This window comes from Microbulbifer jejuensis (assembly GCF_047289955.1).
Classification (GTDB): Bacteria; Pseudomonadota; Gammaproteobacteria; order Pseudomonadales; family Cellvibrionaceae; genus Microbulbifer.
In genome coordinates this window covers 60,104-84,186 of record NZ_JBLBUB010000018.1, presented here as the reverse complement: position 1 = coordinate 84,186, position 24,083 = coordinate 60,104, and the positions used below count along the sequence as shown (strand labels likewise).

Below are 24,083 nucleotides of genomic sequence, written 5' to 3'. Positions count from 1 at the left end.
GGGGGCACCGTTAAAGCCCAAATCCCGCCGCCTGGCGCACAAACTCCGTGCGCAGAGGCGGTACCAGTGTCAAACCCAGCATGCCCATTTGACGCACACTCCGCAGCAGCGGGTTCGATGCGGTGAACAGCGCCGGAATACGATGGCTGAAGCCAATCGTCAGCCGCTGGTCCAGGCGGCGGCCACGACCATAAGCCGCCAACATTTCCAATTGCGACGAAGATCCCTGTGCCGGCCTTTCACCCGCCATCGCCTGTGCCAGACCGTAGCAGTCACGCAGGGTCAGATTGAACCCCTGCCCGGCCACCGGGTGCAAAAAGTGCGCACAGTTGCCGATCAACGCCACATTGCGCCGCCACTGTTCCCGCGCCAGGGACAAGCTGAGGGGGTACGCCTGCAGGGACCCCATGCGCACAAACCGTCCTGCGCGCCAGCCAAATGCGCGCTGCACCTGTTGCAACCGCTCGCGCTCGGGCAATGCACTCAGCGCTTCGGCATCCTCTTGCCCACAGGCCCAGACCAGAGCCGCGCGGTACAGTCCGTCTCGCTGCGGCAGTGGCAGCAGGGCCATAGGGCCCGCCGCGGTGAATCGCTCGAAGGCAACCCCTCTGTGGTGCCGCTGTAGACCAACAGTAGTGACCAGCGCCTGTTGTTGGTACTTTACCGTGTCAATTTCTATACCCAACTGCCGACACAGGGGGGAGTCAACCCCATCGGCGACCACCAGCAACCCGGCGGTCAGACGATGTTCAGCGCCCCCCTCGCCGGCGCGCCAGTGCAGGGTTGCACCCTCGGCGCCCATGCGTACTGTCGTCACCTGGGCCGGGGCAATAGGCTTGACCGGTGTGTCAGCCAGGGCAGTGTGCAGGATAGGCCCCAGCGCGGCATTCTCAATCACTGCTCCCAGCATACCCTCGAAACATGCCCATGGCTGTTCACCGGCAGAGAGGCAAGCGCCGAACGCCTGGCCGCGGTCGCTCACCTGAATACGCTGAATAGGGGCGCTGTATGCGCGCAGAGCGGGCCAAAGACCCAACTGTTGAAACAACTGCAGGCTGCCCGCGGCTATCGCCGTGGCACGGGTGTCGAAACTGGGCAACAGGACACTGGCCGCAGCATCCGGCAGCGCTCTTTGCTCCAACAGAACCACACGGAGTTGTGGGCAAAAATGCGCCAGCATCAATGCCAGGCTTGCGCCGGCCATGCCGCCACCGACAATGGCCACATCGGCTCGCTCTAGAGGCTCGCTCATGAGGTTTTCCCCTGGGCACAGGCGCCCAACATTTACTGCACCGGCAGGCGCAAAAAAAGCGGATTAAGCATTAACGGGTCAGTAAATCTCCGCCGTGGCGCATAGTGTACTCAATCTCTGCCACCGCCCTGGGAGCGGCCGCGGACAGGACCTGCGCACCATTATGGGTCAGGGCGATATCGTCCTCGACTCGAATGCCGATCCCGCGAAATTTCACAGGGATACGCTCGTCATCCGCGGGCACATAGATGCCGGGCTCAACCGTCATCGCCATCCCCACCTCCAACTGGCGCCAGGCGCCGTGTACGCGGTAGTCTCCGACATCGTGCACATCCATACCCAGCCAGTGGCCAACGCGGTGCATATAAAAGCGCTGGTAGTCGCCGGCTTCTATCAAACCATGCACCTCACCGCGCAGTAATCCCAGATCCACCAGGCCGCGTGTAATCACTTCCACACTGGCAGTGTGGGGGTCATCCCAGTGATTGCCAGCCTGTATCTGATCGATCGCTGCCTGCTGCGCTGCCAGAACAATTTCATAGAGGGCCCTCTGTGTGCCGCTAAAGCGACCATTGACCGGGTAGGTTCTGGTGATATCGGCGGCATAGCCGCGGTATTCACAACCGGCATCCACAAGTACCAGATCCCCCGCCTTTAATTGCGCACGGTTGCTGCAGTAATGCATGACAAGGGCGTTGTGGCCACTGCCGACAATGGTGGGATAGGCTGTTTCCCGTGCCCCGCAGTCCACAAAAGTGTGTAACAGTGTGGCCTCCAACTGGTATTCATAGAGCCCGGGCCCACAGCGCGCCATGGCGCGGCGGTGCGCATCGGCACTGATGTTTGCGGCACTGGCCATCAGGCGCAATTCCCGCGCACTTTTTATCAGACGCATTTCCCGCAGCGGATAATCCAAGTCGACCATGTCCGGCACGCCTCTGTTGCCCGGTGCCGCATCAATGGCCTGCAGATAGTTGCGAATACGTCTGTCCAGATGCGGGTAGCGCCCCATAGGGAAATAAATGCGCCCGCAGCCCTCCAAAAGCCCCGGCAAAATATCGTCCAAATCTCCGATGGGGAAGGCGTCAGCCAAACCGAGGGATACTGCGGCACCCTCGGGCCCCAGGCGCGGGCCGTCCCACCGCTCCTTTTCCGCATCACACTCCCGACAAAACAACAGGGTTTCCCCTTGCGCGCGCCCCGGTACCAGTACCAGTAGTGCTTCGGGCTCAGCAAACCCGGTCAGGTAGAGAAAGTCGCTGTCCTGGCGAAAGGGGAAATAGGTATCGCGGGAGCGCAGTTGTTCACTGGCGGACGATAAGATCGCCAGGCTGCCCGGTACCAGTTCGGCCATCAGCCGGGCGCGCCGGCGGGCATATTCCGCTTTGCCGATGCCCTGTGAATTTTTCACGCGGTCGGGTATCAGTGCACGGTAGGACCAATTCCGGATTGGCCCGCCTGTAGTTCGGTGAAGATATTGAGCACTGCAACCCGCACATACTCCTGCAGTTCCAGCAGTTGCTGTTCCGCTTCTTCCCCCTCCTCGGCATGATCCGCATCCACCTGCGAAATCGCGCCGATATCTTTCAGTGCCTCCTCACTGGTAGGCCTTATTTTTACCCCGGCACCGCCGACACCATATCCGTGTAAAAAACCCGCACACCAATGGCCCAGTGCCAGTGTACGCTCGACAATATCCCCATCCTCGCAGAGTACCAACCGAAAGGAAAAGGCGGTGTCACCCAGTTGTTTTCGGCTCTCCGCCGCCAATTGCAACAAATCCCGATTCAAGCCCTCCGACACGGCCGCCAGGCCGAGCATTTCGGCCAGCTCCCGCTGCCAGCGGTCATTGTCCGGTATGGCACCCGTCGCCAGCACACCACAGATAAAACCGTGCAACTCACTGGGATCCGCGCGGCTGCCGGCCGCGAGAATGGCATTGGCGAGAAGCGCAAATCGGTTGGTTTCAGAAGTCATGCTCAGCGCACCATTTTTTTCCTGATCGGGATGCAGTCAGCACACTGCGGCTGCAGTGACTGTGCAAAGACCGAGCTTTGTCGGAGAATTTTGTGATTGCTTGCGCAGGTGGAGCGATTGACCCACCATTTCGCCGGCAATATAGTAGCGTAAACCCTCGCAATCTGTCGTGTTGCGAGCCCGATATCGACCTCAAATGCAGGAAATATGGATAAGCTGCGCGCGTTAGAAAGCACCGTGGATGCACTGATCGTTCGCTGCCAACAGCTAGCCAGTGACAATCGTGAACTACGTCGGCAGGAAGCCGACTGGCTGCGCGAGCGCCAGCACCTGATAAAAAATAACGAGGCCGCCCGCTCGCGGGTCGAAGCCATGATCAATCGTCTCAAGGGGCTAACGCAGGATTCCTGATGGCTGACTCCGCCCAAATTCCCGAAACCGTCACTGTCTCTATTCTCGACAAAGACTACCGTGTCGCCTGCTCGGAAAGTGAACACGCCGGGCTGCAGGCCTCTGCCCGTCTGTTGCACGAGCGCATGTCGCGTATCCGCGCCTCGGGTACGGTCATCGGCATTGAGCGCATCGCCGTCATGGCGGCACTGAATATTGCCCATGAGCTGATCCAGGCAAAAGCGGAGCTGGGCCGGATTCCCCTTCAAGAGGAAATGCTCGACCAACTCAAAGATAAGGTGCAAAACGCACTGGGGGAGATAGACCCTGCAGAGCCCCAGCCATAATGGCCTGTGTCTCACAGCCCCAGATGCGACCACAGGATTTGAATTTCCGGTTAACAGTCCCCCCACTCCAGGTTATAATTACTCCATACCCTGGGGTGCTGGCCAGCAGACTGTGTCCTTGAGCCGATAATCTTACCCCGGTGGTTTCCAGCGAGTGCTGGTGTGCAGGTCCGCCATGCAGCGGAAAGCCTAATGTACTCCGGATACCGCCACCTTGAACCTTACGGTTCAAGGCCCCGTCTACAGCGGCACGCTCGGGGTTCCCTATTCTCTCCAGTCACTCCCCATAGATGAGCGAAAATAAAACGCAACTGCGCCGCCGTATGCGTGCGGGGCGACGGGACCTGAGCGCGTATCAACAGCGTCTGCACGGTCGCGCGGCCATTGCCCTGTTAAGCCGTCTCCCACAAATGAGACGCGCGCAGCATATTGGCATTTACTGGCCGATTGACGGTGAACTGGATATTCGCCAGCTGTTGCAACGCTTTCGTGCAAAACACTTTTACCTGCCGGTTCTGCCACTGGAATCGCAGCCACACCTGAGGTTCAAACGCTGGCAAGGAGAGACGCTTTCTTTTCGCAACCGGTTTCGCATTCCCGAGCCGGCAACCGGTCCCAGCCGCGCACCGAAGTTACTGGATCTGGTACTGGTACCCCTGGTGGCATTCGACCCGAACGGGGCCCGCCTGGGCATGGGTGCGGGCTTTTATGATCGCACGTTTGAACACAAGCAACTATTGCCCGGCGCCGGCCCGCAACTGATTGGTACCGCCCACCAGCTACAGTGCGTCGAGCACCTCCCCACAGATAACTGGGATATCCCCCTGGATCTGGTCGTGACGGAAAAGCGTATCTATCGCTGTCGATAACCCCTAAACAAGCCACATAAAAAAAGGCCGAACACACAATGTGAGCGGCCTTCCTTGTGAGTGCGCGGGCAGAGCGCCCCCCGGCATCAGCCTAGCGGGTAACCACTCCCTGCTGCAGAGCGGCCGGTGGTTCCGGCTCCGAGGCAAAAACCTCGGACAAGCCACTGGTGCTCAACAGTACGCCCGCGACAAAGACAATCACAGCGATTGTCAGCGCATCGGGTTTCATTGGGACCATCCTGTACGATCAATTTTGTTGTTATAGGTGTTTCGCCCCGCATATGACACAAGCCACAGCAAAAGTTCCACGACCAGAGAAGATACTGAAAATTCGCTGGAATAGTAACCGGTTCCTGCACATTTTATGGGGCTTTTGTCGCATTTTTACACAAAGAAGCCCACAAAACGAAACCCCCCGATCGGCGCAGCCGTTCATGACAGAGTCTTTTTCTCCACCGGGCCCGCTGCGGAACTCAGCTGGCCAGAAAGCAGGTATAGGCCGGGTTTTCTGTTTCATCCCAGAAGGGGAATTGCAGCTGCTGCAGTACATTCAGAAGCGCACCTCGGGCAGCTGGTGCGACCTGTAATCCAACCAGAACCCTACCAAAGGCGGCACCGTGATTGCGGTAGTGAAACAGGGTAATATTCCAACGCCCCGCCAGGTGCTCAAGGAATTTGCGCAGGGCACCTGGCCGTTCCGGAAACTCAAAGCGATATACGACCTCGTCGCGCAATCCCGGCACCCGGCCACCCACGAGGTGCCGGATATGCAATTTGGCCATCTCATTGTCGGTGAGATCGGTTACCTGATAACCGCCCGCTTCCAGTTTGCCGATCAACCGCTGCCTATCGTCATCGGCGGTCACCTGCAGACCGACAAAAATATGGGCCTCCTCGTCACTGGCATAGCGGTAATTAAACTCGGTGATAGCGCGGTCCCCCAAATCCCGACAAAAGCGCAGGTAGCTGCCGGGGCGCTCGGGTATGCATACCGCGAGCACCACCTCGCGCTTCTCGCCGATTTCCGTGCGCTCGCTGATATAGCGCAGTCGGTCGAAATTGAGATTGGCCCCGCTGCACACCGTGGCCAGGGCGGCGTTGCGACACCCGCTCTGCCCGGTAAATTTCTTCAACCCCGCCAGCCCCACTGCGCCGGCGGGCTCGGCGATGGAGCGGGTATCTTCGAAGATATCCTTGATGGCGGCACAGATCTCGTCGGTGCTCACGGTAATCACACCGTCCAGGGTTTCCCTCAACACCCGGAAAGTCTCCTCGCCGATCTCGGCTACGGCAACGCCGTCGGCAAACAGTCCCACTTGCGGAAGGCGCACCCGCTCACCGCCTGCCAGGGCGGCTCTGAGACAGGCGGCGTCCTCGGGCTCAACCCCATACACCCTGGTTTCCGGTCGCACATACTTGATAAAGGCGGCCATGCCCGCGGCCAGCCCGCCACCACCCACCGGAATAAATACGGCTTCAAGATCGCCGGGGTGCTGGCGCAGCATTTCCATGGCCACGGTGCCCTGGCCCGCGATCACATCGGGATCATCATAGGGATGCACAAAGACCAGGCCCCGTGCCTCCGCCAGTTGCCGCGCACGTGCCGCAGCCTCGTCAAACGTATCCCCATGCAGCACCACTTCGGCACCGCGCATACGCACCGCGTTGACCTTGATATGTGGGGTTGTCTTTGGCATCACGATCGTGGCGCGCACCCCCAACTGTGCTGCCCCCAGAGCCAGACCTTGTGCATGGTTGCCCGCAGAGGCGGCGATGACCCCGCACGCCCGCTGTTGCGGTGGCAGCTGCAGCAGTTTGTTATAGGCACCGCGTATCTTGAAGGAAAATACCGGTTGCAGATCCTCTCGCTTGAGCAAAATGCGATTGTTTAGTCGGTGGGACAACTGACGCATCTGCTGCAATGGTGTTTCGATAGCGACATCGTAAATGCGTGCGTCTAAAATGCGCTTGATATAGGACTTGGGCATAGCGTGTTTCGATAGCCGTTGCGGATTATTGCTTTGCGCGACTCAGGGGAGGGGAGCTGCAGGGCGCACACCTTCGGCATGCCAGTCTAAGCCCTTGCAGACATATTTACCATCAATTTTAATATATCGCGCTTTTTTATATCAAATAATGCAAGTAAGGCCGATACAATTGCTCAGGAAGCGACTCTACAGATGACCCAGGATGAATTGAAGCTGGCCTCCGCGCGCGCAGCAATCGACCATATCACCCCGCACCTGGAGACCGACTCCATCGTCGGTATCGGCACCGGTTCTACAGCGAACTACTTTATCGATCACCTGGCAGTGATCAAGGGCAAATTTGATGGCGCCGTAGCCAGTTCCGAAGCCTCCGCTGAGCGGCTCAAGTCCCACGGTGTCCCGGTTTATGAACTGAACTGTGTCGACAGTATCCAGTTCTATGTGGACGGTACCGATGAGGTCAACCCGGCACTCGAGCTGATCAAAGGGGGAGGGGCGGCCCTGACCCGGGAGAAAATTGTTGCGGCCTGTGCCGATCTATTCATCTGTATTGCCGATGAGAGCAAGTGGGTCGAGACACTGGGCGCGTTTCCGTTGCCGGTGGAAGTGATTCCCATGGCACGCGCCCTGGTAGCCCGCGAACTGCTAAAACTGGGGGGGGATCCCGTATATCGCCAGGGTGTGATCACAGACAATGGTAATGCGATCCTCGATGTGTATAACTTAAAGATCCAAAAGCCCATTGCCCTGGAAGAAACAATCAACAATATCACCGGGGTAGTGACCCATGGAATCTTTGCCAGACGCCCAGCAGACCTGTTGCTGCTCAGTACCGGCGCAGGGGTAAAAACCATCACCGTCTAACTGTGCTGAAAACTATGCGACAAAACCATAGAAAGGGGATACTGGCGGTACTGTTCACGAGTGCGGCACTGAGTGCCGGCTGTGCCACCAGCCCACCCGAGAATCCCGATGACCTCTGTTCCATCTTTCAGGACAAGAAAGGCTGGTACGCTGAGGCCAGAGGAGCAGAAAAACAGTGGGGCTCACCGGTCGCGATTATGATGGCGATCCTGCACCAGGAATCCCGCTTCGTATCCGATGCCCGCCCACCTCGCAGCAAGATACTGGGGTTTATCCCCGGACCGCGCCCTTCGGACGCCTATGGTTACGCACAGGCCCTGGGTGCCACTTGGCGCGATTATCAGCGCTCCACATTCCGCTATGGGGCGGATCGCGATGATTTCGGAGACGCTATCGACTTTGTCGGCTGGTACAACAACGCCAGTGCGCGCCAGTGCCAGATCCGCTCCAATGACACCTACCATTTGTACCTGGCCTACCACGAGGGCCGCGGCGGCTTTAACCGGCGCAGCTTTAAAAACAAGACCTGGCTCAAGCAGGTCTCTCAAAAAGTATCCGCACGGGCACGGCGCTATCAGCAACAGCTCAATCGCTGTGAATCGTCCCTGGACAGGCGCAAGAAACTCTTCGGTCTTTTTTAAGCCCTCAGTGCTGACGACAAAAATACCGGGGCCTGGCGGGAAATTACGCAGCAGGCTCCCTGAAACTGGCTACCCTAAAACTAATGTTCCAGAACTGAGGGCTCTGCTGCCTGCCAGTTCCCCCTCGACAAACCTATGAAGTCGGTAGCCCTTACGCGACGCTGGGCGCTCCCCCACAGAAGCAAAAGCGTCCATCGACCTCTGGAGAGCCCAATGAAGTTTTTTTCAACCCTCCTCGCGCTATCCGCCCTGCTGCTCACCATGCCGGTTACCCTGGCACAGCCTGCGACCCCACAGACTGAGGCATCAAAAGTCTCCTTCAGTGAACCCCAGCTCAAACAGTTTGCCAACGCCTACCGCGCAATTGTGGTGTTGAGCCGCGAGTACGCGCCCAAGCTCAAAGCAGCCAGCGATATCCGCCAAGCTGAGGCTCTCAACAAGGAGGCCCAGGCCAAAATGGTCGCGGCCATTGAAAAAACAGGACTATCAAAAAGCAAATACCAGGAAATTGCCAACAGCATCAAATCCAACCCGGCTTTACTGGAAAAGGTCAACAAAATACTGCAACAGCCACGACCACAGCAGTAGTAACCAATCCCAGCGGCACGCCACAGCCCCGGGTGTGCCGTTTTAATTCAGTTTAACTTCCAGTAACTGGCAAATAGCCGGCAGATTACGTTTCACCCAACCGCCGTCAAAAGAGCCCCAGTCGCACAGCCGGTAATAACCGTCATTGTGGCGCACACCCTCCTGAATAAACGCCACCCTGGTACCGTGACCGGGCAGCCCCTTGGCGATTATGTCTTGTATTGTGCGTCGCGGCCAGCCGGTGGCCGCTTCCAGTGCAGGGTTGTTTGGGCGGGGAATCTGTTCAATTAAATACGCAATCAACATACGCCGACAGATCGTCGGGTTCAGCTGAGTTTGAATGTGTGCTGACGGCATATGACTACTCCTTCAATACCAGATAAATTTTATGGCTAGCCCGTATGACTTACAGGTCTAAGCAATAAACGAACAGGGGACCCCAGGCCACAGACTTTTACACAAGCTCCACTCCAGCGCCACGAAAAAGCCGACAGCCACACACGGACAACTGGCCATCAACACCCGTCAGGTTAAAGGTATTTTACTTAACCTGTGCGGCAACCCACTACATTCAAACAAACATCTATTTATCCGCGCTGGCCGGCAGACTTGTTCCTTTCCGACACTCGGCGGCAATAAACCTGACTTTCTCACGCACATTACGCATAATCCCGCATGCATCAGAAAAAACACATGCACCATACACCATAATATCGAGGGCTGAGAGAGTGGAAAGCGAGACACCCAACCTCCGTGAAACGGGCCCAGGAATCCTCGCCGCAGCAGTGCGTGCCATGCTGGCCGGCGCACAGGCAGCAGGACTGAACTGCCAGCGGTTGCTGTGTGACAGTGGCATTGACCCCGCCCGGCTCGAAAGCCCGGAAAGCCGTATCGGCCGGGAAGAAGTGGCCAACCTTCTACGCCTTGAGTGGGACCTGTTGAACGACGAATCCGGCGGCTTCCTGTCACGCCCCTGGCTGCCGGGCACCTTCGCTATGATGGGCCACGCCTGTATCAGCTGCCCCAACCTGCACCGGGCATTGCTGCGTTCCGTGCGCTTTATCCACATGGTCAGCGACGACCTGCACATCAGGTTGGTGGAGGACGGAGAGGAAGCGCGGCTAGTCTTCCACCACGGTAATGAAAAGAAGCTGCCCAACCAGATCTTTGTGGAGTCTATCGCGGTTATCTGGCTGCGCTTTTTCAGTTGGTTAATTGATCGCACCATTCTGCTGGAGCGCGTGTTGCTGGCATTCCCGCCACCGGATTACAATGAAGACTACAGTGATATGTTCCCCTGCAGGCACTACTTTAACCAGACTGAGACCTGTCTGGTTTTCAGTACCCGTTACCTGCCGCTGCCTCTGGTGCGCGATGCGCAACAGCTGGCGGAGTTTCTATCCCGCGCGCCGGAGTGCCTGCTAACCCAATATAAGTCTGACCGCAGCTTTACCGGTCGTATACGCCGTATGCTGCAACAGCAAAACAGTATTGAAAATCTCGCCCTGGACGATGTTGCAGCACGCCTTTATACCTCCCCGCAAACCTTGCGCAGACGACTTAAGGAGGAAGGCAACAGCTGGCAGGACATCAAGGATTCTGTGCGCCGTGATATGGCGGTTTACCAATTAAAGCAACAGGAGACTGCTGTTGCAGAAATCGCCGAGCGACTCGGCTTTTCCGAACCCAGCGCCTTTAATCGCGCCTTTAAAAAATGGACAGGGCTTGCCCCTGGTGCCTACCGGGAGAAATTCCGCAACTATTAATCCGACAAAAAATGACTCCCCTGAACCTATTATGACTTTTGATTGGGCATGCCGACACAACTGGGTAGAATCGCTTTTATTTCCCTGGTCCATACCAGCGGGAGTCGGACGCATTTCCTTAATAGAGTGGGCAACTCGGAAAATGTTAAAGGGCTCTTGCGGTATCCAGGCAATCCGAATAGCGCTTTAGTGCCACCATTCAAAATCGGACTTATCCAAGGTACAAGCGCACCCAAACCTGCACGAATTTGACATTGTATAGCCCCTCACTCATTCTGGCTATAGCAGGAAAATCTGTAGAGATTTCTGCCACAACCTTCACAATAAAATACCACCTATTCTAAGTTGGGTTTTGGAGACTTAGTATGCACAAGATAGCAACCACTTTACTTTTGATTGCGGTAATGCAGGTTTGTGATGCAGATACAATAATAGAGGTTCCGGCAAGCCCCGAGAAAGGTTTCAATTTTCCGTATCTAATCAAACTGCCTGAAAATTTGCCGTCTGGCGATCGTCTTCGTCTTATAGTCGAAACAAATAATACCGGAAAAGTTTCCGATGACTTCTCAATTCATTATGCGGCTGTGAAAGATGCCATAACCGGAAATGCAGTCGGCCCCTGGCTATCCAAGAGGCTATCACTCCCAATATTGATGCCAGTGCTCCCCCGCTCAGAGTCCCAATGGGAGAATTATACACACGCTCTTGACCGGGATACCATGCTTGAAGACGCCAGTACTATAAAAAGAATAGATCTTCAACTGCTAGCAATGATTGAGGATGCAAAAAAAAGACTCCATAAGCGATCAGTCAATGTTGGTGATAACATTATTTTAACCGGATTTTCTGCATCGGGAACATTTGCAAATCGTTTTTCTGTGTTACACCCTGAAAAAATTGCAATAGTTGTTGCCGGCGGATTAAATGGCACTCTAATGTTACCTTTAAGCGCAATAGGGGAACATAAATTAAACTACCCGTTAGGAATAAATGATTTTGAAGACATAGCCGACAAACCTTTTAACAGAACAGCATGGTTGCGCATTCACCAATTCCTTTTTATGGGCGAGCAAGACACCAATGATGCTGTTGCATATGATGATGCCTATTCTGAATCTGAAAGAGTAATTATCCACAGTACAACTGGAAAGAACATGCAACCTGAACGCTGGCTAAACAGTCAAAAACATTATATTGATAGTGAAGCAGATGTGCTATTTCGCACTTTTCAGGGAATAGGCCACGGAACCAATGGAAAAATTCATCAAGAATTTCTGGAATTCGTACAAAAAAACCTCTAATAAACGATAAGGCATTCTACGCGGATTTTGGATGGCCGTTTCACTGACACACTGTTCCGTATCCGACCAGCTACCAAGCACTGTATATACTAGTAAGACCGGGGGAAGGAATATCCCCCTGCCAGGATCATATGAGGCATGGATGCTGATTACGAGCGTACCGGGATGTAATCACAGCGCATCCTGGGAGAGAGGTACTCTTTCCTTCCGACCCGAAAGTAAGTGCGGGAAAAATAATGGTATATGGTACTGATAGGCGGGATAATATTATTTACCTGCCGCTTACGTTGCACCAATTTTTTAGCGTGCCACCCAAACAGAATATGCTCCCCTTGGTCAAACCGTCACTACTGAAAAGTCACCACCCTTACGCTGATCTGCGGATTCTTTAATGGCTGATTTTTCTCCCCACCGACCATATCTTCTGCCACCGGCTTGGCCGAGCCCATGCCAATGGCCGTGATACGGTTAGCAGTGATACCTCTTTGCAACAAAATTCCACGCACCACATCCGCGCGTTCCTGCGAAGTTTCCTGCTCCGCAATCTCATCGCCCTGGCCTTTCACGTGACCCTCTATGGCAATTGTAACCTTGGGATTCTCCTGCAGTATCTTTGCGAGGGCGTCAATATCCGGCGCCGAGGGATTGATAATTCTGGCCGTGCGCGCCTGAAATTTCACCTGCATGGGGAATTCCCGGTTCGGGTCTCGGGCACTGCTTTTCAGATAGTTGCGCAGCTTGCTGGCAAAATAATCCGATCCCGGGCTTACCTGAACTTCGCCATTTGCCAAAGGGGAGTCTCCCGCCAGCTCCGAGGGGGACTCCATAAAGGCGGATTCCTCTGATGTCATGGAGGGTTCCTGCCCCGCCATTTCATTTTTCCCTTTCTTCATGCACATATTTAGCGCATACAGCACAAACAGTACCACCAGCAATGGAAAAAACCAGCTACTGAAACTCACTGGCTTGCGCTTTTTTCCGGAGCTGTGCAAAGCCTCGGGGCGTGGCTCCTGGGGCTTAGCATGACCATGCGTCACCAGGGATGCGCCCAACTTGTCAAAATTCGATACATCAAGGGCTTTTAAAAGCCCTTCGGGTATTTTATCCCGAATGAATTCCCGCTGTCCGATAAGAAAGGAGGCCAGGTCAGAAAGATCCATTTTGTGCGTTTTCACTTGCTCACCCAGCAAGGAGGTTGCCAGCACTGCTGTCGCATTGAGGAGTGTATTGCCGTTCCTGCCATGCAATGCCGTAGCGGTCAATTTCGCCGCCGCCTCGGTTCGGTTACCAAAAACCTCCTGCAGCATTTCTGCGCCATTTTTCTGAATGGCCTCAAATTTTTCCTGCTCTACAAAACTCTCTGACAGAGAGGACAAGTCCGGCCCGCCGGCGTCGCTGATCATATTGAACAGGTAACCCATACCGGTCTTGCTACTGGCCCTGTTCAGCATTCCAGCCAAAACCGTTGCGAGGCCGGTGTCCAGGGCAGCCTGGCTTTTTTCTGTCGGAATTCCCAGTGCCTGAGCCAGGGAGTCAATACCTGCAGTGCCCAGTGTGCCCGCCGCCAGATCCAGTAGATTTTCCGCCATAACCAAACCTCCCTGCCTGCTTGTCTCACTGTCAGAAGCGTTTCACGCCTTATCGATCCCAGACGAGAAAATATGCACAGATTGAATAGTTATCGTGTATTTTAAGAGCCAACAACTGCACCGGGGGAAACATTTTTCTCGCATCGCTAATTTATCCGCCAAAAATGCTTGGCCGACAATAAAAAAACAAGGTGCTTTTTGGAGTGTACGGCAGCCCGGTTGCCCAGTTAGGTTGAATTGGAATAACCGCCCCGGTAAATCTTCACCTGATGAATTTTTACAACCGACATCCGCGTCACCTCTGCTGGCGTCTTTTATCATTGCACCAACGGCGCACACACTTATGGTTATACCCGCAATCCGGAATAGAGAGGCCCAAACCGTGCCCACCGAAGCGTATATTTACGATGCCATCCGCACCCCCAGGGGGAAGGGAAAACCCGGTGGCGCCCTGTACGAAGTCAAGCCCATCACCCTGCTCTCCGATTTACTGTGCACATTGCAAGCGCGCAATGCCCTGGATACCGCCAGTATCGATGATGTGGTAATGGGATGTGTCACACCCATTGGCGGGCAGGGTGCGGATATCGCCAAAATTGCGACGCTGGCCGCGGGCTGGGACTGGGATATCGGTGGGGTCACCCTCAACCGCTTCTGCGCCTCAGGCGCCGAATCCGTCAATCTGGCCGCTGCCAAGGTGCGCTCCGGTTGGGAGCACCTGATCGTGGCCGGCGGGGTGGAATCCATGTCGCGGGTACCCATGGGTTCCGACGGCGGCGCCTGGGCCATGGACCCGCGCACAGCCATAGATACCGGCTTTGTTCCCCAGGGAATCGGTGCCGACCTGATTGCCACCCTGGGCGATTTCTCACGCGAGGATGTGGATCGCTTTGCCCTGACATCCCAGCGAAAGGCAGCGGCGGCCTGGGAGCGTGGCGCTTTTACCGAATCGATCGTGCCCGTACGGGACCAGAACAGCTTACCAATCCTCAACCGCGACGAGCTGGTGCGCCCGGATGCCTCCATAGAAGCACTGGCGGGCCTGAAGCCCGCATTCGCCGGTCTGGGAGACCTGTGTTTCGACAGTGTTGCCATTTCCCGCTACCCCCAGGTGGAAAATATCCACCATGTCCACACCGCCGGCAACTCCTCCGGTATCGTCGATGGCGCCGCAGCCATTTTGGTGGGCAGCGAGCAGGCCGGGCGCGATCAGGGCCTGAAACCGCGCGCGCGCATCGTCTCCGCCGCAGTTGTCGGCACCGAACCCACCATTATGTTAACCGGACCCGCACCGGCTGCGCGCAAAGCCCTGAAATCCGCCGGGTTGACCGTCCAGGATATCGATCTGTACGAGGTCAACGAAGCCTTTGCGGCGGTGGTTCTGCGTTTTCAGTGCGAACTGGATATCGATCCGCAAAAGCTGAATGTTAATGGCGGCGCCATCGCCATGGGCCACCCCCTGGGCGCAACTGGCGCCATGCTGATAGGCACGGTATTGGATGAATTGGAGCTGCGGAAACTGCGTTACGGCCTGGTAACGCTATGTGTGGGTGGCGGTATGGGTGTTGCAACCATTATTGAACGGGTGTAGGGGGAAAATCATGAAATCCATTCACCTGGAAAAAGATGAGGACAATATTGTCCATCTGATGATGGACAATCCCAACGCCTCGGCAAATGTGATGGACCGGGATTTTACCAACGCCCTGCAGGGCGCTGTTGAACAGCTGAAACGAGAAGACTATGCGGGCATTATTGTGCGTTCGGCCAAAAAGACATTTTTTGCCGGCGGCGATCTCAATTCTCTCTATGCAGCGCACAAAAATGAAGCCGAAGCTTTCTTTGCTTCCTGCGAATCCCTCAAGGCCAATCTGCGCTGGCTGGAAACCCAGGGGAAACCCGTGGTCGCGGCAATCAACGGCGCAGCCCTCGGCGGCGGCTGGGAGATCGCGCTCAGCTGCCACCAGCGCATCGCCCTGAACGCACCTTCAGTCAAGATCGGGTTACCGGAAGTTACCCTGGGCCTGCTGCCCGGCGGCGGCGGCTGCGAGCGTATGCCACGCCTGCTCGGTATCCAAAACGCCCTGCCCTTTTTACTCGAAGGCAAGCGGGTGCACGCCGAGCAGGCTCTGAAGTCCGGTCTTATCCAACAGATCGCCAGCGATGCAGAGGAGCTGTTGACCCTGGCACGGGCATTTATCCTGAGCAACAGTAATCACCCTGTTTTACAGCCCTGGGACCAGCCCGATTTCCGCATGCCTGGCGGGGATGCCAGTGACCCCCAAAATGCGCAACTGCTGGTGATAGCCCCCGCCATGCTGGAGAAAAAGACCAAAGGATGCCTGCCCGCTCCCGAGGCGATTCTGGCAACTGTGGTAGAGGGGGCTCAGGTGGATTTCGAGACTGCCACCCGTATCGAGTCCCGCTATTTTGTCGACCTGGCCTGCGGGCAGGTAGCAAAAAACATGATCGGCACCTTTTGGTTTGCCCTCAACGCACTGAAAGCCGGTGCCTCTCTGCCCCAGAAAGCCCGCCAAATGGAAACGGCCCCAATCCACAAAATCGGTATTCTCGGCGCAGGCATGATGGGCTCTGCAATCGCCTACACCTGTGCCAATAAAGGGGTTGAGGTGGTGCTCAAGGATGTCTCCATGGAGGCGGCACTGAAAGGCAAAGCGTATGCAGAAAAATCTCTGCAAAAACGCCTGCAGCGCGGTCAAACTGACGAGGCCCATATGCAGTCGGTATTATCCCGTATCCAGGCCACCGACAGTGCTGCTGACCTGGCCGGTTGTGAACTGGTGATTGAGGCGGTTTTCGAAGATCGGGCACTCAAGGGCAAAGTCACTGCTGAGGCCGAGGCCCAACTGGGCGACGGGGTCATTTTTGCCTCCAATACCTCTACCCTGCCGATCACCGGCCTGGCCAAAGCGACTTCGCGTCCCGACAACTTTATCGGCATGCACTTCTTTTCTCCCGCTGACAAAATGCCCCTGGTGGAGATTATTTGCGGCGGGGAAACCAATGCATGGACCCTGGCCCAGGCCTTCGCCTTTGTGCTGCAAATCGGTAAGACACCCATCGTTGTCAACGACAGTCGCGGGTTTTTCACTTCCAGGGTATTCGGCTGCTTCACCAACGAGGGCATCGGTATGCTCAGCGAAGGCGTCAATCCGGCCAGCATCGAAAATGCCGCAGCCCTGGCGGGCTTTCCGGTAGGACCGCTGGCAGTGAGTGATGAAGTTTCCCTGACCCTGATGGAGAAGATTCGCCAGCAGACCACCAACGACCTACTGCGTGAAGGCAAAGCAATATCCACGCATCCGGCCGATAGCGCGATAGATCATATGCTGGCGTTGGGGCGTGCCGGCAAGGCTGCGGGCGGCGGCTTCTATAGCTATCCTGAAACTGGCAGAAAGCACCTTTGGCCCGGTCTGCAAAAGGCATTTCCCCAGACCAGGCAGCTGTCAATGGCAGATGTGAAAGAGCGCCTGCTGTTTATCATGGCTATAGAAACACTGCGTTGCTATGAGGAAAATATACTGCGCAGTGTGCGGGATGCCAACATCGGCTCTATCTTTGGTATTGGCTTCCCACCCTGGACCGGTGGTGCCCTGCAGTATATCAATCAATACGGGATTACCGCCTTTGTTCAGCGCGCCCAACAACTGGCCAGGGCCTATGGCGACAGGTTTTCCCCGCCGGCGTTGCTGCTTCAGCTGATGACGTCAAAGCAACTGCTGACAGATAAATAGTTTTTCCAACCCTATTTCATGGGTGGATACCGAAAATTTTACGGGTGGTTCACACTTAAAAGTATCCGGTGGTGAGTCCATGAATTCACCGTTTCAGATAATAACAATACATGGTGGCGTTAGCGATGATACCGAGAACAGTTTTCAATGGGGAACACGAACAGTTTCGCAATACCGTGCGCAAATTCCTCGAAAATGAAGCCGAACCCTTCCACAGCCAGTGGGAAAAAGACGGTCAGGTAGACCGTGCCCTGTGGAACAAGGCCGGTGAAATGGGGTTTTTGTGCCCGCAGGTACCTGAAGCCTATGGCGGCCTGGCACTGGATTACGGCTACAATTCCATAATCGACGAGGAAGTTGCCCGCGCCGGCCTTTCCGGCATCGGCTGGGGTCTGCATTCCAATATCGCTGTGCCCTATATCATCCGATACGGTTCTGAAGCGCAAAAAAGAAAATACCTGCCCAAATGTATCAGTGGTGAAATTGTCACCGCGATCGCCATGAGCGAACCCGGTGCCGGCTCCGACCTGCAAAGTGTCAGAACAACGGCCATCAAATACAACGACCACTACATGCTCAATGGTTCCAAAACCTTTATCACCAATGGACAGCAGGCCGATCTGGTGATTGTAGTGGTAAAAACAAATCCCAGTGAAGGGGCCTCGGGGGTCAGCCTGCTGCTCGTGGAAGCGAATTCACCCGGTTTCCAAAAAGGCACCAACCTGGAGAAAGTCGGCATGAAAGCCCAGGATACCTCGGAGCTTTTCTTTGACAACGTCAAGGTGCCGGAGGAAAACCTGCTCGGTGTAGAGGGGCAGGGTTTTGTCTACCTGATGCAGGAACTGCCCCAGGAGCGCCTCAGTGTCGCCATCTTTGCGTTGGCCAACGCCGAGGCTGCCCTCCAGTGGACCCTGGACTATGTGCGCGAGCGCAGAGCCTTCGGCAAAGCCATTTCCGCCTTCCAGAACACCCAGTTCAAGCTGGCCGAACTGGACAGTGAATTGACGGCACTGCGGGTATTCGTGGACCGCTGCCTGGAGCTGCACTACGAAAAGAAACTCGATGTCGCCACTGCGGCCAAGGCCAAGTTGCTCAGCACCGACTTCCAGTGCAAGCTCCTTGACGAATGCGTCCAGCTCCACGGCGGCTTCGGCTATATGTGGGAATACCCCATTGCGCGCGCCTGGGCAGACGCCCGTGTTCAGCGCATCTACGCCGGCACCAATGAAATCATGAAGCTGATTATCTCCCGCGAACTCTTCGGGGACACCTGATCCGGACAGACCCGGATACATTATTTCGGATTCCATTTTTGTTGTCGCAAGACAGATTGCAGTGGAGAGTATGAATCGCGATAAAGGTCCGCTCGATGGATTAAGAGTCCTCGACTTCTCGACCCTGCTTCCCGGCCCCTACGCCACCATGCTGCTGGCGGATATGGGCGCGGAAGTGCTGCGCATTGAGTCCCCGACACGCCCGGACATATTGCGTGGTCTCCCCCCCCTGGTGGGCGCTGGGGAAGCGGTCTCAGCAGCCCATGCCACCATAAACCGCAATAAAAAGTCTCTGGCCCTAGACCTGAAAAATCCCGGCGCGAAGGAGATTGTCCGACGACTCCTGGGAGATTACGACATTGTCATCGAACAATTCAGACCGGAGGTGATGAATAAGCTGGGATTCGGGTACAAATCGCTCTGCCAGATACGCCCGGACATTATCTACTGCTCCATTACCGGCTACGGCCAGAATGGTCCGTTCAAGCAGCGCGCCGGGCACGATATCAACTACCTGGCACTATCCGGTCTGGCCAGCTACTCCGGCCGCCGCCGCAGCGGTCCGAGTCTCAGTGGCACACAGATTGCCGATCTCGCCGGGGGCTCGCACCATGCGGTCATGGCGATACTCGCCGCCGTATATCAGCGCCTGCAGACCGGCAACGGCTGTGAAATAGACATCAGCATGACCGACTGCGCCTTTTCCCTGAATACCCTCTGCGGCGCGAGTGCTCTGACTGTAGGCCGGAGTCCACAGATGGAAATGGAGTTGCTTAATGGGGGCAGCTATTACGACTACTATCGCACCGCAGATGATCGCTACCTGGCCGTGGGCAGCCTGGAACCCCAGTTCGCCGAAACTCTCTTCCGGCGCATTGGCCACCCCCAGTGGATGAACCGGGTGCTCGAAGACGATCAGCAGGAACGGCTCAAAGAGGACATTGCCGGGGTTGTGCGCAAGCGCACCCTGGAAGAGTGGGCAGAGGCGTTCGCAGACTGTGATGCCTGTGTCGAACCGGTGCTGAGTTTCAATGAGGCGGCGGACAGCAGGCTGATGCAGGAGCGGCAGATGCTCTGTACTGCCACAACCTCCCGGGGCGAAATACTGAAGCAGGTGAATACACCTTTCCGCTTTGAGGGTGTGAAAAACCAGCAGCACAAGGCTGGCGCCTCTCTCGGCGAGCACAGTCGCAGCGTGCTTCAGTCACTGGGTTTCAGTTCCGGCGAGATTGAACAAATATACGCACAAGGGATTATTGCCTGAGGTTATTAAGGATCATGACCCCACTCACCACAAAGTGACTCGTGCGCCCTTATTGGGTTTTTGAGTCTGATTCAAATCCATAAACACCTTTCTCTGTTCACACAGGGGTTATCGCTTTTTCCCTGCCGCTTGTTTCACCTGATTACCAAAAACGGCATGATCAATAACCCCACTACTGATAGCGCCTGTCATACGCACATCAAAGCTCATATTGCGCTGGTCTTTAGGCATAAAGACCTTGAGCCTCTCCAGGTGAACAAAGTCTGCAATGGGCAGCGTAACCAGTTTGTCACAATATAAAAGGCACATATCCAGGCGGAACTTCGAAGGCGGTACGACTTCCGGTTTGTAGCCGTTCTGGGTGAGTACCTTACCGACATGTGCCGGCGGCACTTCTACCCGTTCCGCACAGGCAGTTGTAAACAACAGGATCACCAATAGCCCCAGCACAAAAATTAAACGCATTTTTCCCCCAACTCAGGATAAAAAGCGGTTTCGATTTCTACAGCATAGCAAGTTAATAAAATCCTTTTCAATATGGTATTCTTTGCGCTTATTCTGAGCCCGACCCGGATTTTGACTAAATAGTAAATTTGGGACTATCAACCTAATTACACACAAGTGACACTATGCAATTGGAATTTATTACCGCAACTTTTTTCAATTTTGGTATCAACCTGCTCTATACCCTGATTGCGCTGTTTATTGGTATCGCCGCATTAGTAACCATTGATAAAAAGCTGTTGCGTACCGTGGATATTGAGGGTGAGTTAAAAAACGGCAATATTGCGGTCTCTATTTTTGCCTCCACAATATTGATTTTTGTTGCCATCATTATTTCTTTCGGACTGAAAGGCTAGCACAGTGCGCAAATGGACAATGCTGCTTCTTGCACTTTCCCTGGCACTGATGGCACCCGAGATACTGCGCAACACTTTACATGGCACTGCAGCCAAGTTTGCACAGGAGGCGTCACTAAATGCAAAAATCCGGATTTCAAGTGCCAATACAGACACCAAGCCTCTGAAACAGGACCGCCAGCACGGCGTTGTGCGTGTGACAGGCAGTAGCCAGTCTCTATCCGAGGAGGCTATTCAAGGTGTGGTGGCCAAGCGCACTCTGGAGGAAAGCGCCCATGTCTCCGTATGGAACTGGCAGGGCATCGAAGCGGCAACCGCCTCTGCGCGGGGGCTCGATCAGCTGCATCACTTTGCCAGCAGCTATCTGGTGGGTTTCAAGCCATTTGAAACCAGACAGCTGTGGGTACCGCTCTATATTCTGGCAATGAACAAAGAGTACCAATACGACCATCTACAGTACGCAGGCCTGTCTGATATCTGGCAGACATCGCGTCAGGCCTATTACCAAAAGCGGGGGGATTGTGAGGACCACGCCATTCTTCTGGCCGACTGGCTGATTGAATTGGGGGTGGATGCGCGGGTCGCACTGGGTACCCACAAGGGCCAGGGACACGCCTGGGTAGTCGCCATTGTGGATAACCAAGAGTACTTGCTTGAGGCCACCAGCAAGCGGCGCCAGGCCAGCTGGCAAGCCATGCCCCTGGCTGCGCTGGCGGAAGGGTACAAGGTGGAATTTCAATTCAACCGGCATTTCTTTTGGGCCAAGCGCCGCCCAGTGCCCACCCGTAAATATCGCGGCAGTCACTGGATTAAAAAGTCTCAGTTTATCCGCAGTTGATCCGGCAGACGGAACTGACAGTAACAGTCTATTACACCTGCACAGAACACACTTATCAGATCGGAGAGCCCGGCGGCATCGCCTTGATATCCCCCGCCTTGACCTCCAGTTCGCCGCTGATAAACGCCTCTATACGTTTCGCCTGAAAATAGTAGTGGGCACTATATCCCTGGGGGTCCTCACCAAACAGCCTCTTTGTACCCAATGCCAGCTGGAATTTGGCCAGTTGCAAATGCGCCTTGGCCCGCACCGATTCGGCGGCGCTGTTATCGGAAGCCAAGAGCATTAGACGCTGGATATAGGTGTGGTTTACACGCTGGTGGATTTCGGCCTGCAATCCGGAATAGTGCGCGCTGTCGAGGGCCATCGCGGTAAGTTGGGACAGCAGTGTATCGAAGCCGGGAATTTCACTGCTGCGCGCGCTTTGCTGATTCATACGCGCTGCCCGCTGGGGGTTCATCAGGATGGACAGGGTGTGATTTGCTGCCGCTTCACCGAGGGCCACCGCGTCGAAAGCCACACCGGTGTATGCGGGAAAACTCTCTCCTGTGCGACTGTAGCCGTAGGACTTTGGCGGGATCATTTGCAAGACCTGTTCCGGCAATGCCAGGAAATCGGGGGAGAGCGTCCCCAGCAGTGCAGTGATGGCCTGCTGCTGACGCTCAGCGGGCACCAGGGTATAGCTGTTCTGTTCAGCATCGTTGTACAGGTAATCGTAATCCAGGCCGCCGATCAGTTTACCCACCGCTTCCGCCTGGTAGCGGTGCCCATAATAAACCGGTACCAGAGTCTCCTCCAGATCCGAGCGGGGGGCGGATTTGGGGTTCGCAGCGATAGAAAAGTTATCCAGAGCATGGCGACGCAACTCCAGCATACGCACAAACTCCGCCAGAGGATCATTGCCGTTATCCCATAAATGGGACACCGCATGGGCATTATTGATGGTGCGGGAATCGGGGTCGGATATAAAGCGCAGCTTTTGCGCCCGAGCCTCGGCGATAATGGACTGCAAAAACGCCCGCTCATCATCCCCATCGCCATAACCATATTGAATGGCCAGTTTGTCCCAAGCGCCGATGCCGGTGGCATAGGCATCAGACAGCCGCAACTGTTCCCCATGCAGGGAGACTAACGGCGCCGGATAATCCATTACCGAAGCGCGCCCTCCACCACTCGCGGCAAAATTGTGCGCAAGCCCAAGGGTATGGCCGACTTCGTGGGCGGACAGCTGGCGGATACGGGCCAGGGCCAGGGCTTTCAGGGCCCCGGTATCCGCCGGTCGATCGCCGTAGGGCTGCAGCAAGCCCTGAGCGATCAGGAAGTCCTGACGTACACGCAGGGAGCCCAGTGTCACGTTTCCTTTGAGAATCTCCCCGGTGCGGGGATCAGTTACCGAGTAACCGTAGGACCAGCCACGGGTGGCACGGTGTACCCAGTTAATCACGTTGTAGCGCACATCCAGCGGATCGACATTCTCCGGCAGAATGGCCACGCGGAATGCATTTTTATAGCCGGCTGCGGTAAATGCCTGATTCCACCAACTGGCCCCTTCAACCAGGGCGCTGCGCACCGGCTCGGGAACTCCGGAGTCCACGTAGTAAACAATCGGCTCCACCACCTCATCACTGCCGGGTTTCTTCTGCAGACGATGGCGATAGATCAAACGCTGGTCCAGGGGCTGATCGATTGCGGTGGCGTAATTCCGGTAAACGAAGGGAAAGTAGCCACTGCGGCTGTGGAAGCGGCGCGGTTGGTAGTCATTATCCGGCAGTTCGATCAAAGAAATATGCTGACGCAGGGATACCAAAGTCGGGGTCGGCACGACCTCGCGCAGTTGCTTGCCCGGTTCCGTGCCTGTGAACGTCAGCTGTGCTTCGAACTCGCTGTTGTTGGGGAAGTTTTTGGTGCGCGCAAGGTAAACGGCCGATTTGGACTTATCCACCGTATAGTTGCCCTGTTTTGCCTGCTTGAGCCGCAATCCGATACCGTGCTGGTCGCTGAGCAGAAAGGGGGTGAAATCCACCAGCGCACGGCCCTCTCCCTGTGCCAGAATTTCGAAACCCCAGAGTATCGAGGAAGCAAAGGCCTCCTGTACCGCGCGACGCTCAGCCGGGTTTTCCGACTCTGCGCGATAGTGCATATTCACTTGGTGCAGAAGCACCTTGTTTCCCGCACGCTGGAATTTTACCAGGCGGCTCTCTCCAATCTGGTTGCGGTCCAATCCTACCGGGTTGGAACCCAGCCCCTGGGCCAGGCCGGTGAGGAGCAGCAGCTCACGATCAAATGCGTCAATTTCCAGCAGTATCCGGCCACTGCTTTCATCCCAATAGAAATCGTGATAGCCACTGCGCTTGTGCATATCCACTGTGTATTCGACGATGCCTCCGGCCTGTGCCACTGCCCCAAATAGCACCAGCCACAGCACCGCCAACGGTCTACTCAAAGACATTGGTTGCCCCCAATCTTATTTACGTTATAAAACAGCCATGGCCATGTTACCTGCCGCACTCCGGTCAGCGT

At 55.6% G+C, this 24,083-nt stretch carries 23 protein-coding genes and 1 other RNA gene; 15 read left to right on the top strand and 9 right to left on the bottom strand.

Going from position 1 to position 24,083, the window contains the following annotated elements:
* Positions 1-10 precede the first annotated feature (10 nt).
* The 3 genes from ACL7TT_RS13015 to ACL7TT_RS13005 all read right to left on the bottom strand — a co-directional run bounded on the left by ACL7TT_RS13015 (position 11) and on the right by ACL7TT_RS13005 (position 3,229).
* On the bottom strand, positions 11-1,252 hold the full coding sequence (locus ACL7TT_RS13015; RefSeq protein WP_413395965.1) for an FAD-dependent monooxygenase: 1,242 nt from the start codon (positions 1,250-1,252) through the stop codon (positions 11-13).
* A 70-nt stretch (positions 1,253-1,322) separates the two neighbouring features.
* Positions 1,323-2,663, bottom strand: coding sequence for an aminopeptidase P N-terminal domain-containing protein (locus tag ACL7TT_RS13010; protein WP_413395964.1), 1,341 nt, complete (start codon positions 2,661-2,663; stop codon positions 1,323-1,325).
* Between the two features lie 11 nt (positions 2,664-2,674).
* Complete coding sequence (locus tag ACL7TT_RS13005; protein WP_413395962.1) at positions 2,675-3,229, bottom strand: UPF0149 family protein; 555 nt, start codon at positions 3,227-3,229, stop codon at positions 2,675-2,677.
* 207 nt (positions 3,230-3,436) lie between these two features.
* Here ACL7TT_RS13005 and ACL7TT_RS13000 point away from each other — a divergent pair, with 207 nt between their 5' ends.
* From ACL7TT_RS13000 to ACL7TT_RS12985, 4 genes are all read left to right on the top strand, one after another.
* The gene (locus tag ACL7TT_RS13000) at positions 3,437-3,640 is read left to right on the top strand and encodes a TIGR02449 family protein (RefSeq protein ID WP_299947513.1); all 204 of its coding nucleotides are present in this window, start codon (positions 3,437-3,439) and stop codon (positions 3,638-3,640) included.
* Positions 3,640-3,966, top strand: coding sequence for a cell division protein ZapA (locus tag ACL7TT_RS12995; protein ID WP_299947511.1), 327 nt, complete (start codon positions 3,640-3,642; stop codon positions 3,964-3,966). The genes ACL7TT_RS13000 and ACL7TT_RS12995 overlap by 1 nt, the downstream gene beginning before the upstream one ends.
* Positions 3,967-4,050: 84 nt before the next feature.
* Positions 4,051-4,231, top strand: a non-coding RNA gene (gene ssrS, locus ACL7TT_RS12990) — 6S RNA.
* Between the two features lie 25 nt (positions 4,232-4,256).
* Positions 4,257-4,835: a 5-formyltetrahydrofolate cyclo-ligase gene (locus ACL7TT_RS12985; RefSeq protein ID WP_413395959.1), complete on the top strand. Its 579-nt coding sequence runs from the start codon at positions 4,257-4,259 to the stop codon at positions 4,833-4,835.
* 91 nt (positions 4,836-4,926) lie between these two features.
* Here ACL7TT_RS12985 and ACL7TT_RS12980 read toward each other — a convergent pair whose 3' ends face one another.
* Positions 4,927-5,064: a hypothetical protein gene (locus ACL7TT_RS12980; protein ID WP_299947508.1), complete on the bottom strand. Its 138-nt coding sequence runs from the start codon at positions 5,062-5,064 to the stop codon at positions 4,927-4,929.
* Between the two features lie 244 nt (positions 5,065-5,308).
* Positions 5,309-6,823, bottom strand: coding sequence for a threonine ammonia-lyase, biosynthetic (gene ilvA, locus ACL7TT_RS12975; RefSeq protein WP_413395957.1), 1,515 nt, complete (start codon positions 6,821-6,823; stop codon positions 5,309-5,311).
* A 192-nt stretch (positions 6,824-7,015) separates the two neighbouring features.
* On the opposite strand from ilvA, the gene rpiA reads away from it, so the two are divergent.
* The 3 genes from rpiA to ACL7TT_RS12960 all read left to right on the top strand — a co-directional run bounded on the left by rpiA (position 7,016) and on the right by ACL7TT_RS12960 (position 8,916).
* Complete coding sequence (gene rpiA / locus ACL7TT_RS12970) at positions 7,016-7,687, top strand: ribose-5-phosphate isomerase RpiA (protein ID WP_299947504.1); 672 nt, start codon at positions 7,016-7,018, stop codon at positions 7,685-7,687.
* A gap of 14 nt (positions 7,688-7,701) precedes the next feature.
* On the top strand, positions 7,702-8,328 hold the full coding sequence (locus ACL7TT_RS12965) for a transglycosylase SLT domain-containing protein (protein WP_299947502.1): 627 nt from the start codon (positions 7,702-7,704) through the stop codon (positions 8,326-8,328).
* Between the two features lie 213 nt (positions 8,329-8,541).
* Complete coding sequence (locus ACL7TT_RS12960; RefSeq protein WP_299947500.1) at positions 8,542-8,916, top strand: DUF4168 domain-containing protein; 375 nt, start codon at positions 8,542-8,544, stop codon at positions 8,914-8,916.
* Between the two features lie 42 nt (positions 8,917-8,958).
* Here the strand turns inward: ACL7TT_RS12960 and ACL7TT_RS12955 are convergent, their stop codons facing one another.
* A complete protein-coding gene (locus tag ACL7TT_RS12955) occupies positions 8,959-9,273 on the bottom strand; it encodes a helix-turn-helix domain-containing protein (protein ID WP_299947498.1) in 315 nt (104 codons plus the stop codon).
* A gap of 371 nt (positions 9,274-9,644) precedes the next feature.
* Here ACL7TT_RS12955 and ACL7TT_RS12950 point away from each other — a divergent pair, with 371 nt between their 5' ends.
* Both ACL7TT_RS12950 and ACL7TT_RS12945 read left to right on the top strand, forming a co-directional pair.
* A complete protein-coding gene (locus ACL7TT_RS12950) occupies positions 9,645-10,682 on the top strand; it encodes an AraC family transcriptional regulator (protein WP_299947496.1) in 1,038 nt (345 codons plus the stop codon).
* A gap of 365 nt (positions 10,683-11,047) precedes the next feature.
* A complete protein-coding gene (locus ACL7TT_RS12945; protein ID WP_413395953.1) occupies positions 11,048-11,983 on the top strand; it encodes a hypothetical protein in 936 nt (311 codons plus the stop codon).
* 347 nt (positions 11,984-12,330) lie between these two features.
* Here the strand turns inward: ACL7TT_RS12945 and ACL7TT_RS12940 are convergent, their stop codons facing one another.
* On the bottom strand, positions 12,331-13,572 hold the full coding sequence (locus ACL7TT_RS12940) for an OmpA family protein (RefSeq protein ID WP_413395951.1): 1,242 nt from the start codon (positions 13,570-13,572) through the stop codon (positions 12,331-12,333).
* A gap of 343 nt (positions 13,573-13,915) precedes the next feature.
* On the opposite strand from ACL7TT_RS12940, the gene ACL7TT_RS12935 reads away from it, so the two are divergent.
* The 4 genes from ACL7TT_RS12935 (at position 13,916) to ACL7TT_RS12920 (ending at position 19,865) form a co-directional block, all read left to right on the top strand.
* A complete protein-coding gene (locus ACL7TT_RS12935) occupies positions 13,916-15,163 on the top strand; it encodes an acetyl-CoA C-acetyltransferase (protein WP_459564495.1) in 1,248 nt (415 codons plus the stop codon).
* 10 nt (positions 15,164-15,173) lie between these two features.
* On the top strand, positions 15,174-17,327 hold the full coding sequence (locus tag ACL7TT_RS12930; RefSeq protein ID WP_413395949.1) for a 3-hydroxyacyl-CoA dehydrogenase NAD-binding domain-containing protein: 2,154 nt from the start codon (positions 15,174-15,176) through the stop codon (positions 17,325-17,327).
* A gap of 125 nt (positions 17,328-17,452) precedes the next feature.
* Complete coding sequence (locus ACL7TT_RS12925; protein ID WP_413395947.1) at positions 17,453-18,601, top strand: acyl-CoA dehydrogenase family protein; 1,149 nt, start codon at positions 17,453-17,455, stop codon at positions 18,599-18,601.
* Positions 18,602-18,671: 70 nt separating this feature from the next.
* Entirely contained in the window at positions 18,672-19,865 is a 1,194-nt protein-coding gene (locus tag ACL7TT_RS12920) for a CaiB/BaiF CoA transferase family protein (protein WP_413395945.1), read from the top strand.
* 108 nt (positions 19,866-19,973) lie between these two features.
* Here the strand turns inward: ACL7TT_RS12920 and ACL7TT_RS12915 are convergent, their stop codons facing one another.
* Positions 19,974-20,330, bottom strand: coding sequence for a hypothetical protein (locus ACL7TT_RS12915; RefSeq protein ID WP_413395943.1), 357 nt, complete (start codon positions 20,328-20,330; stop codon positions 19,974-19,976).
* Between the two features lie 164 nt (positions 20,331-20,494).
* Between ACL7TT_RS12915 and ACL7TT_RS12910 the strand changes: the two genes are divergently transcribed.
* The gene (locus ACL7TT_RS12910; RefSeq protein ID WP_299947211.1) at positions 20,495-20,725 is read left to right on the top strand and encodes a DUF350 domain-containing protein; all 231 of its coding nucleotides are present in this window, start codon (positions 20,495-20,497) and stop codon (positions 20,723-20,725) included.
* A 19-nt stretch (positions 20,726-20,744) separates the two neighbouring features.
* Positions 20,745-21,563, top strand: coding sequence for a transglutaminase domain-containing protein (locus tag ACL7TT_RS12905; RefSeq protein ID WP_413395941.1), 819 nt, complete (start codon positions 20,745-20,747; stop codon positions 21,561-21,563).
* Between the two features lie 55 nt (positions 21,564-21,618).
* Here ACL7TT_RS12905 and ACL7TT_RS12900 read toward each other — a convergent pair whose 3' ends face one another.
* Positions 21,619-24,012 carry a zinc-dependent metalloprotease gene (locus ACL7TT_RS12900; RefSeq protein WP_413395939.1) on the bottom strand — a complete coding sequence of 798 codons (2,394 nt, stop codon included), beginning with the start codon at positions 24,010-24,012 and terminating at the stop codon, positions 21,619-21,621.
* Positions 24,013-24,083: the final 71 nt, after the last annotated feature.

Bases quoted from the DNA above. Each gene is read 5' to 3' on its own strand.
- ACL7TT_RS13015 (WP_413395965.1), bottom strand. From the start codon at position 1,252: ATGAGCGAGCCTCTAGAGCGAGCCGATGTGGCCATTGTCGGTGGCGGC.
- ACL7TT_RS13005 (WP_413395962.1), bottom strand. From the start codon at position 3,229: ATGACTTCTGAAACCAACCGATTTGCGCTTCTCGCCAATGCCATTCTC.
- ACL7TT_RS13000 (WP_299947513.1), top strand. From the start codon at position 3,437: ATGGATAAGCTGCGCGCGTTAGAAAGCACCGTGGATGCACTGATCGTT.
- ACL7TT_RS12995 (WP_299947511.1), top strand. From the start codon at position 3,640: ATGGCTGACTCCGCCCAAATTCCCGAAACCGTCACTGTCTCTATTCTC.
- ACL7TT_RS12985 (WP_413395959.1), top strand. From the start codon at position 4,257: ATGAGCGAAAATAAAACGCAACTGCGCCGCCGTATGCGTGCGGGGCGA.
- ACL7TT_RS12980 (WP_299947508.1), bottom strand. From the start codon at position 5,064: ATGAAACCCGATGCGCTGACAATCGCTGTGATTGTCTTTGTCGCGGGC.
- ilvA (WP_413395957.1), bottom strand. From the start codon at position 6,823: ATGCCCAAGTCCTATATCAAGCGCATTTTAGACGCACGCATTTACGAT.
- rpiA (WP_299947504.1), top strand. From the start codon at position 7,016: ATGACCCAGGATGAATTGAAGCTGGCCTCCGCGCGCGCAGCAATCGAC.
- ACL7TT_RS12965 (WP_299947502.1), top strand. From the start codon at position 7,702: ATGCGACAAAACCATAGAAAGGGGATACTGGCGGTACTGTTCACGAGT.
- ACL7TT_RS12960 (WP_299947500.1), top strand. From the start codon at position 8,542: ATGAAGTTTTTTTCAACCCTCCTCGCGCTATCCGCCCTGCTGCTCACC.
- ACL7TT_RS12955 (WP_299947498.1), bottom strand. From the start codon at position 9,273: ATGCCGTCAGCACACATTCAAACTCAGCTGAACCCGACGATCTGTCGG.
- ACL7TT_RS12945 (WP_413395953.1), top strand. From the start codon at position 11,048: ATGCACAAGATAGCAACCACTTTACTTTTGATTGCGGTAATGCAGGTT.
- ACL7TT_RS12940 (WP_413395951.1), bottom strand. From the start codon at position 13,572: ATGGCGGAAAATCTACTGGATCTGGCGGCGGGCACACTGGGCACTGCA.
- ACL7TT_RS12935 (WP_459564495.1), top strand. From the start codon at position 13,916: ATGGTTATACCCGCAATCCGGAATAGAGAGGCCCAAACCGTGCCCACC.
- ACL7TT_RS12930 (WP_413395949.1), top strand. From the start codon at position 15,174: ATGAAATCCATTCACCTGGAAAAAGATGAGGACAATATTGTCCATCTG.
- ACL7TT_RS12925 (WP_413395947.1), top strand. From the start codon at position 17,453: ATGATACCGAGAACAGTTTTCAATGGGGAACACGAACAGTTTCGCAAT.
- ACL7TT_RS12920 (WP_413395945.1), top strand. From the start codon at position 18,672: ATGAATCGCGATAAAGGTCCGCTCGATGGATTAAGAGTCCTCGACTTC.
- ACL7TT_RS12915 (WP_413395943.1), bottom strand. From the start codon at position 20,330: ATGCGTTTAATTTTTGTGCTGGGGCTATTGGTGATCCTGTTGTTTACA.
- ACL7TT_RS12910 (WP_299947211.1), top strand. From the start codon at position 20,495: ATGCAATTGGAATTTATTACCGCAACTTTTTTCAATTTTGGTATCAAC.
- ACL7TT_RS12905 (WP_413395941.1), top strand. From the start codon at position 20,745: ATGCTGCTTCTTGCACTTTCCCTGGCACTGATGGCACCCGAGATACTG.
- ACL7TT_RS12900 (WP_413395939.1), bottom strand. From the start codon at position 24,012: ATGTCTTTGAGTAGACCGTTGGCGGTGCTGTGGCTGGTGCTATTTGGG.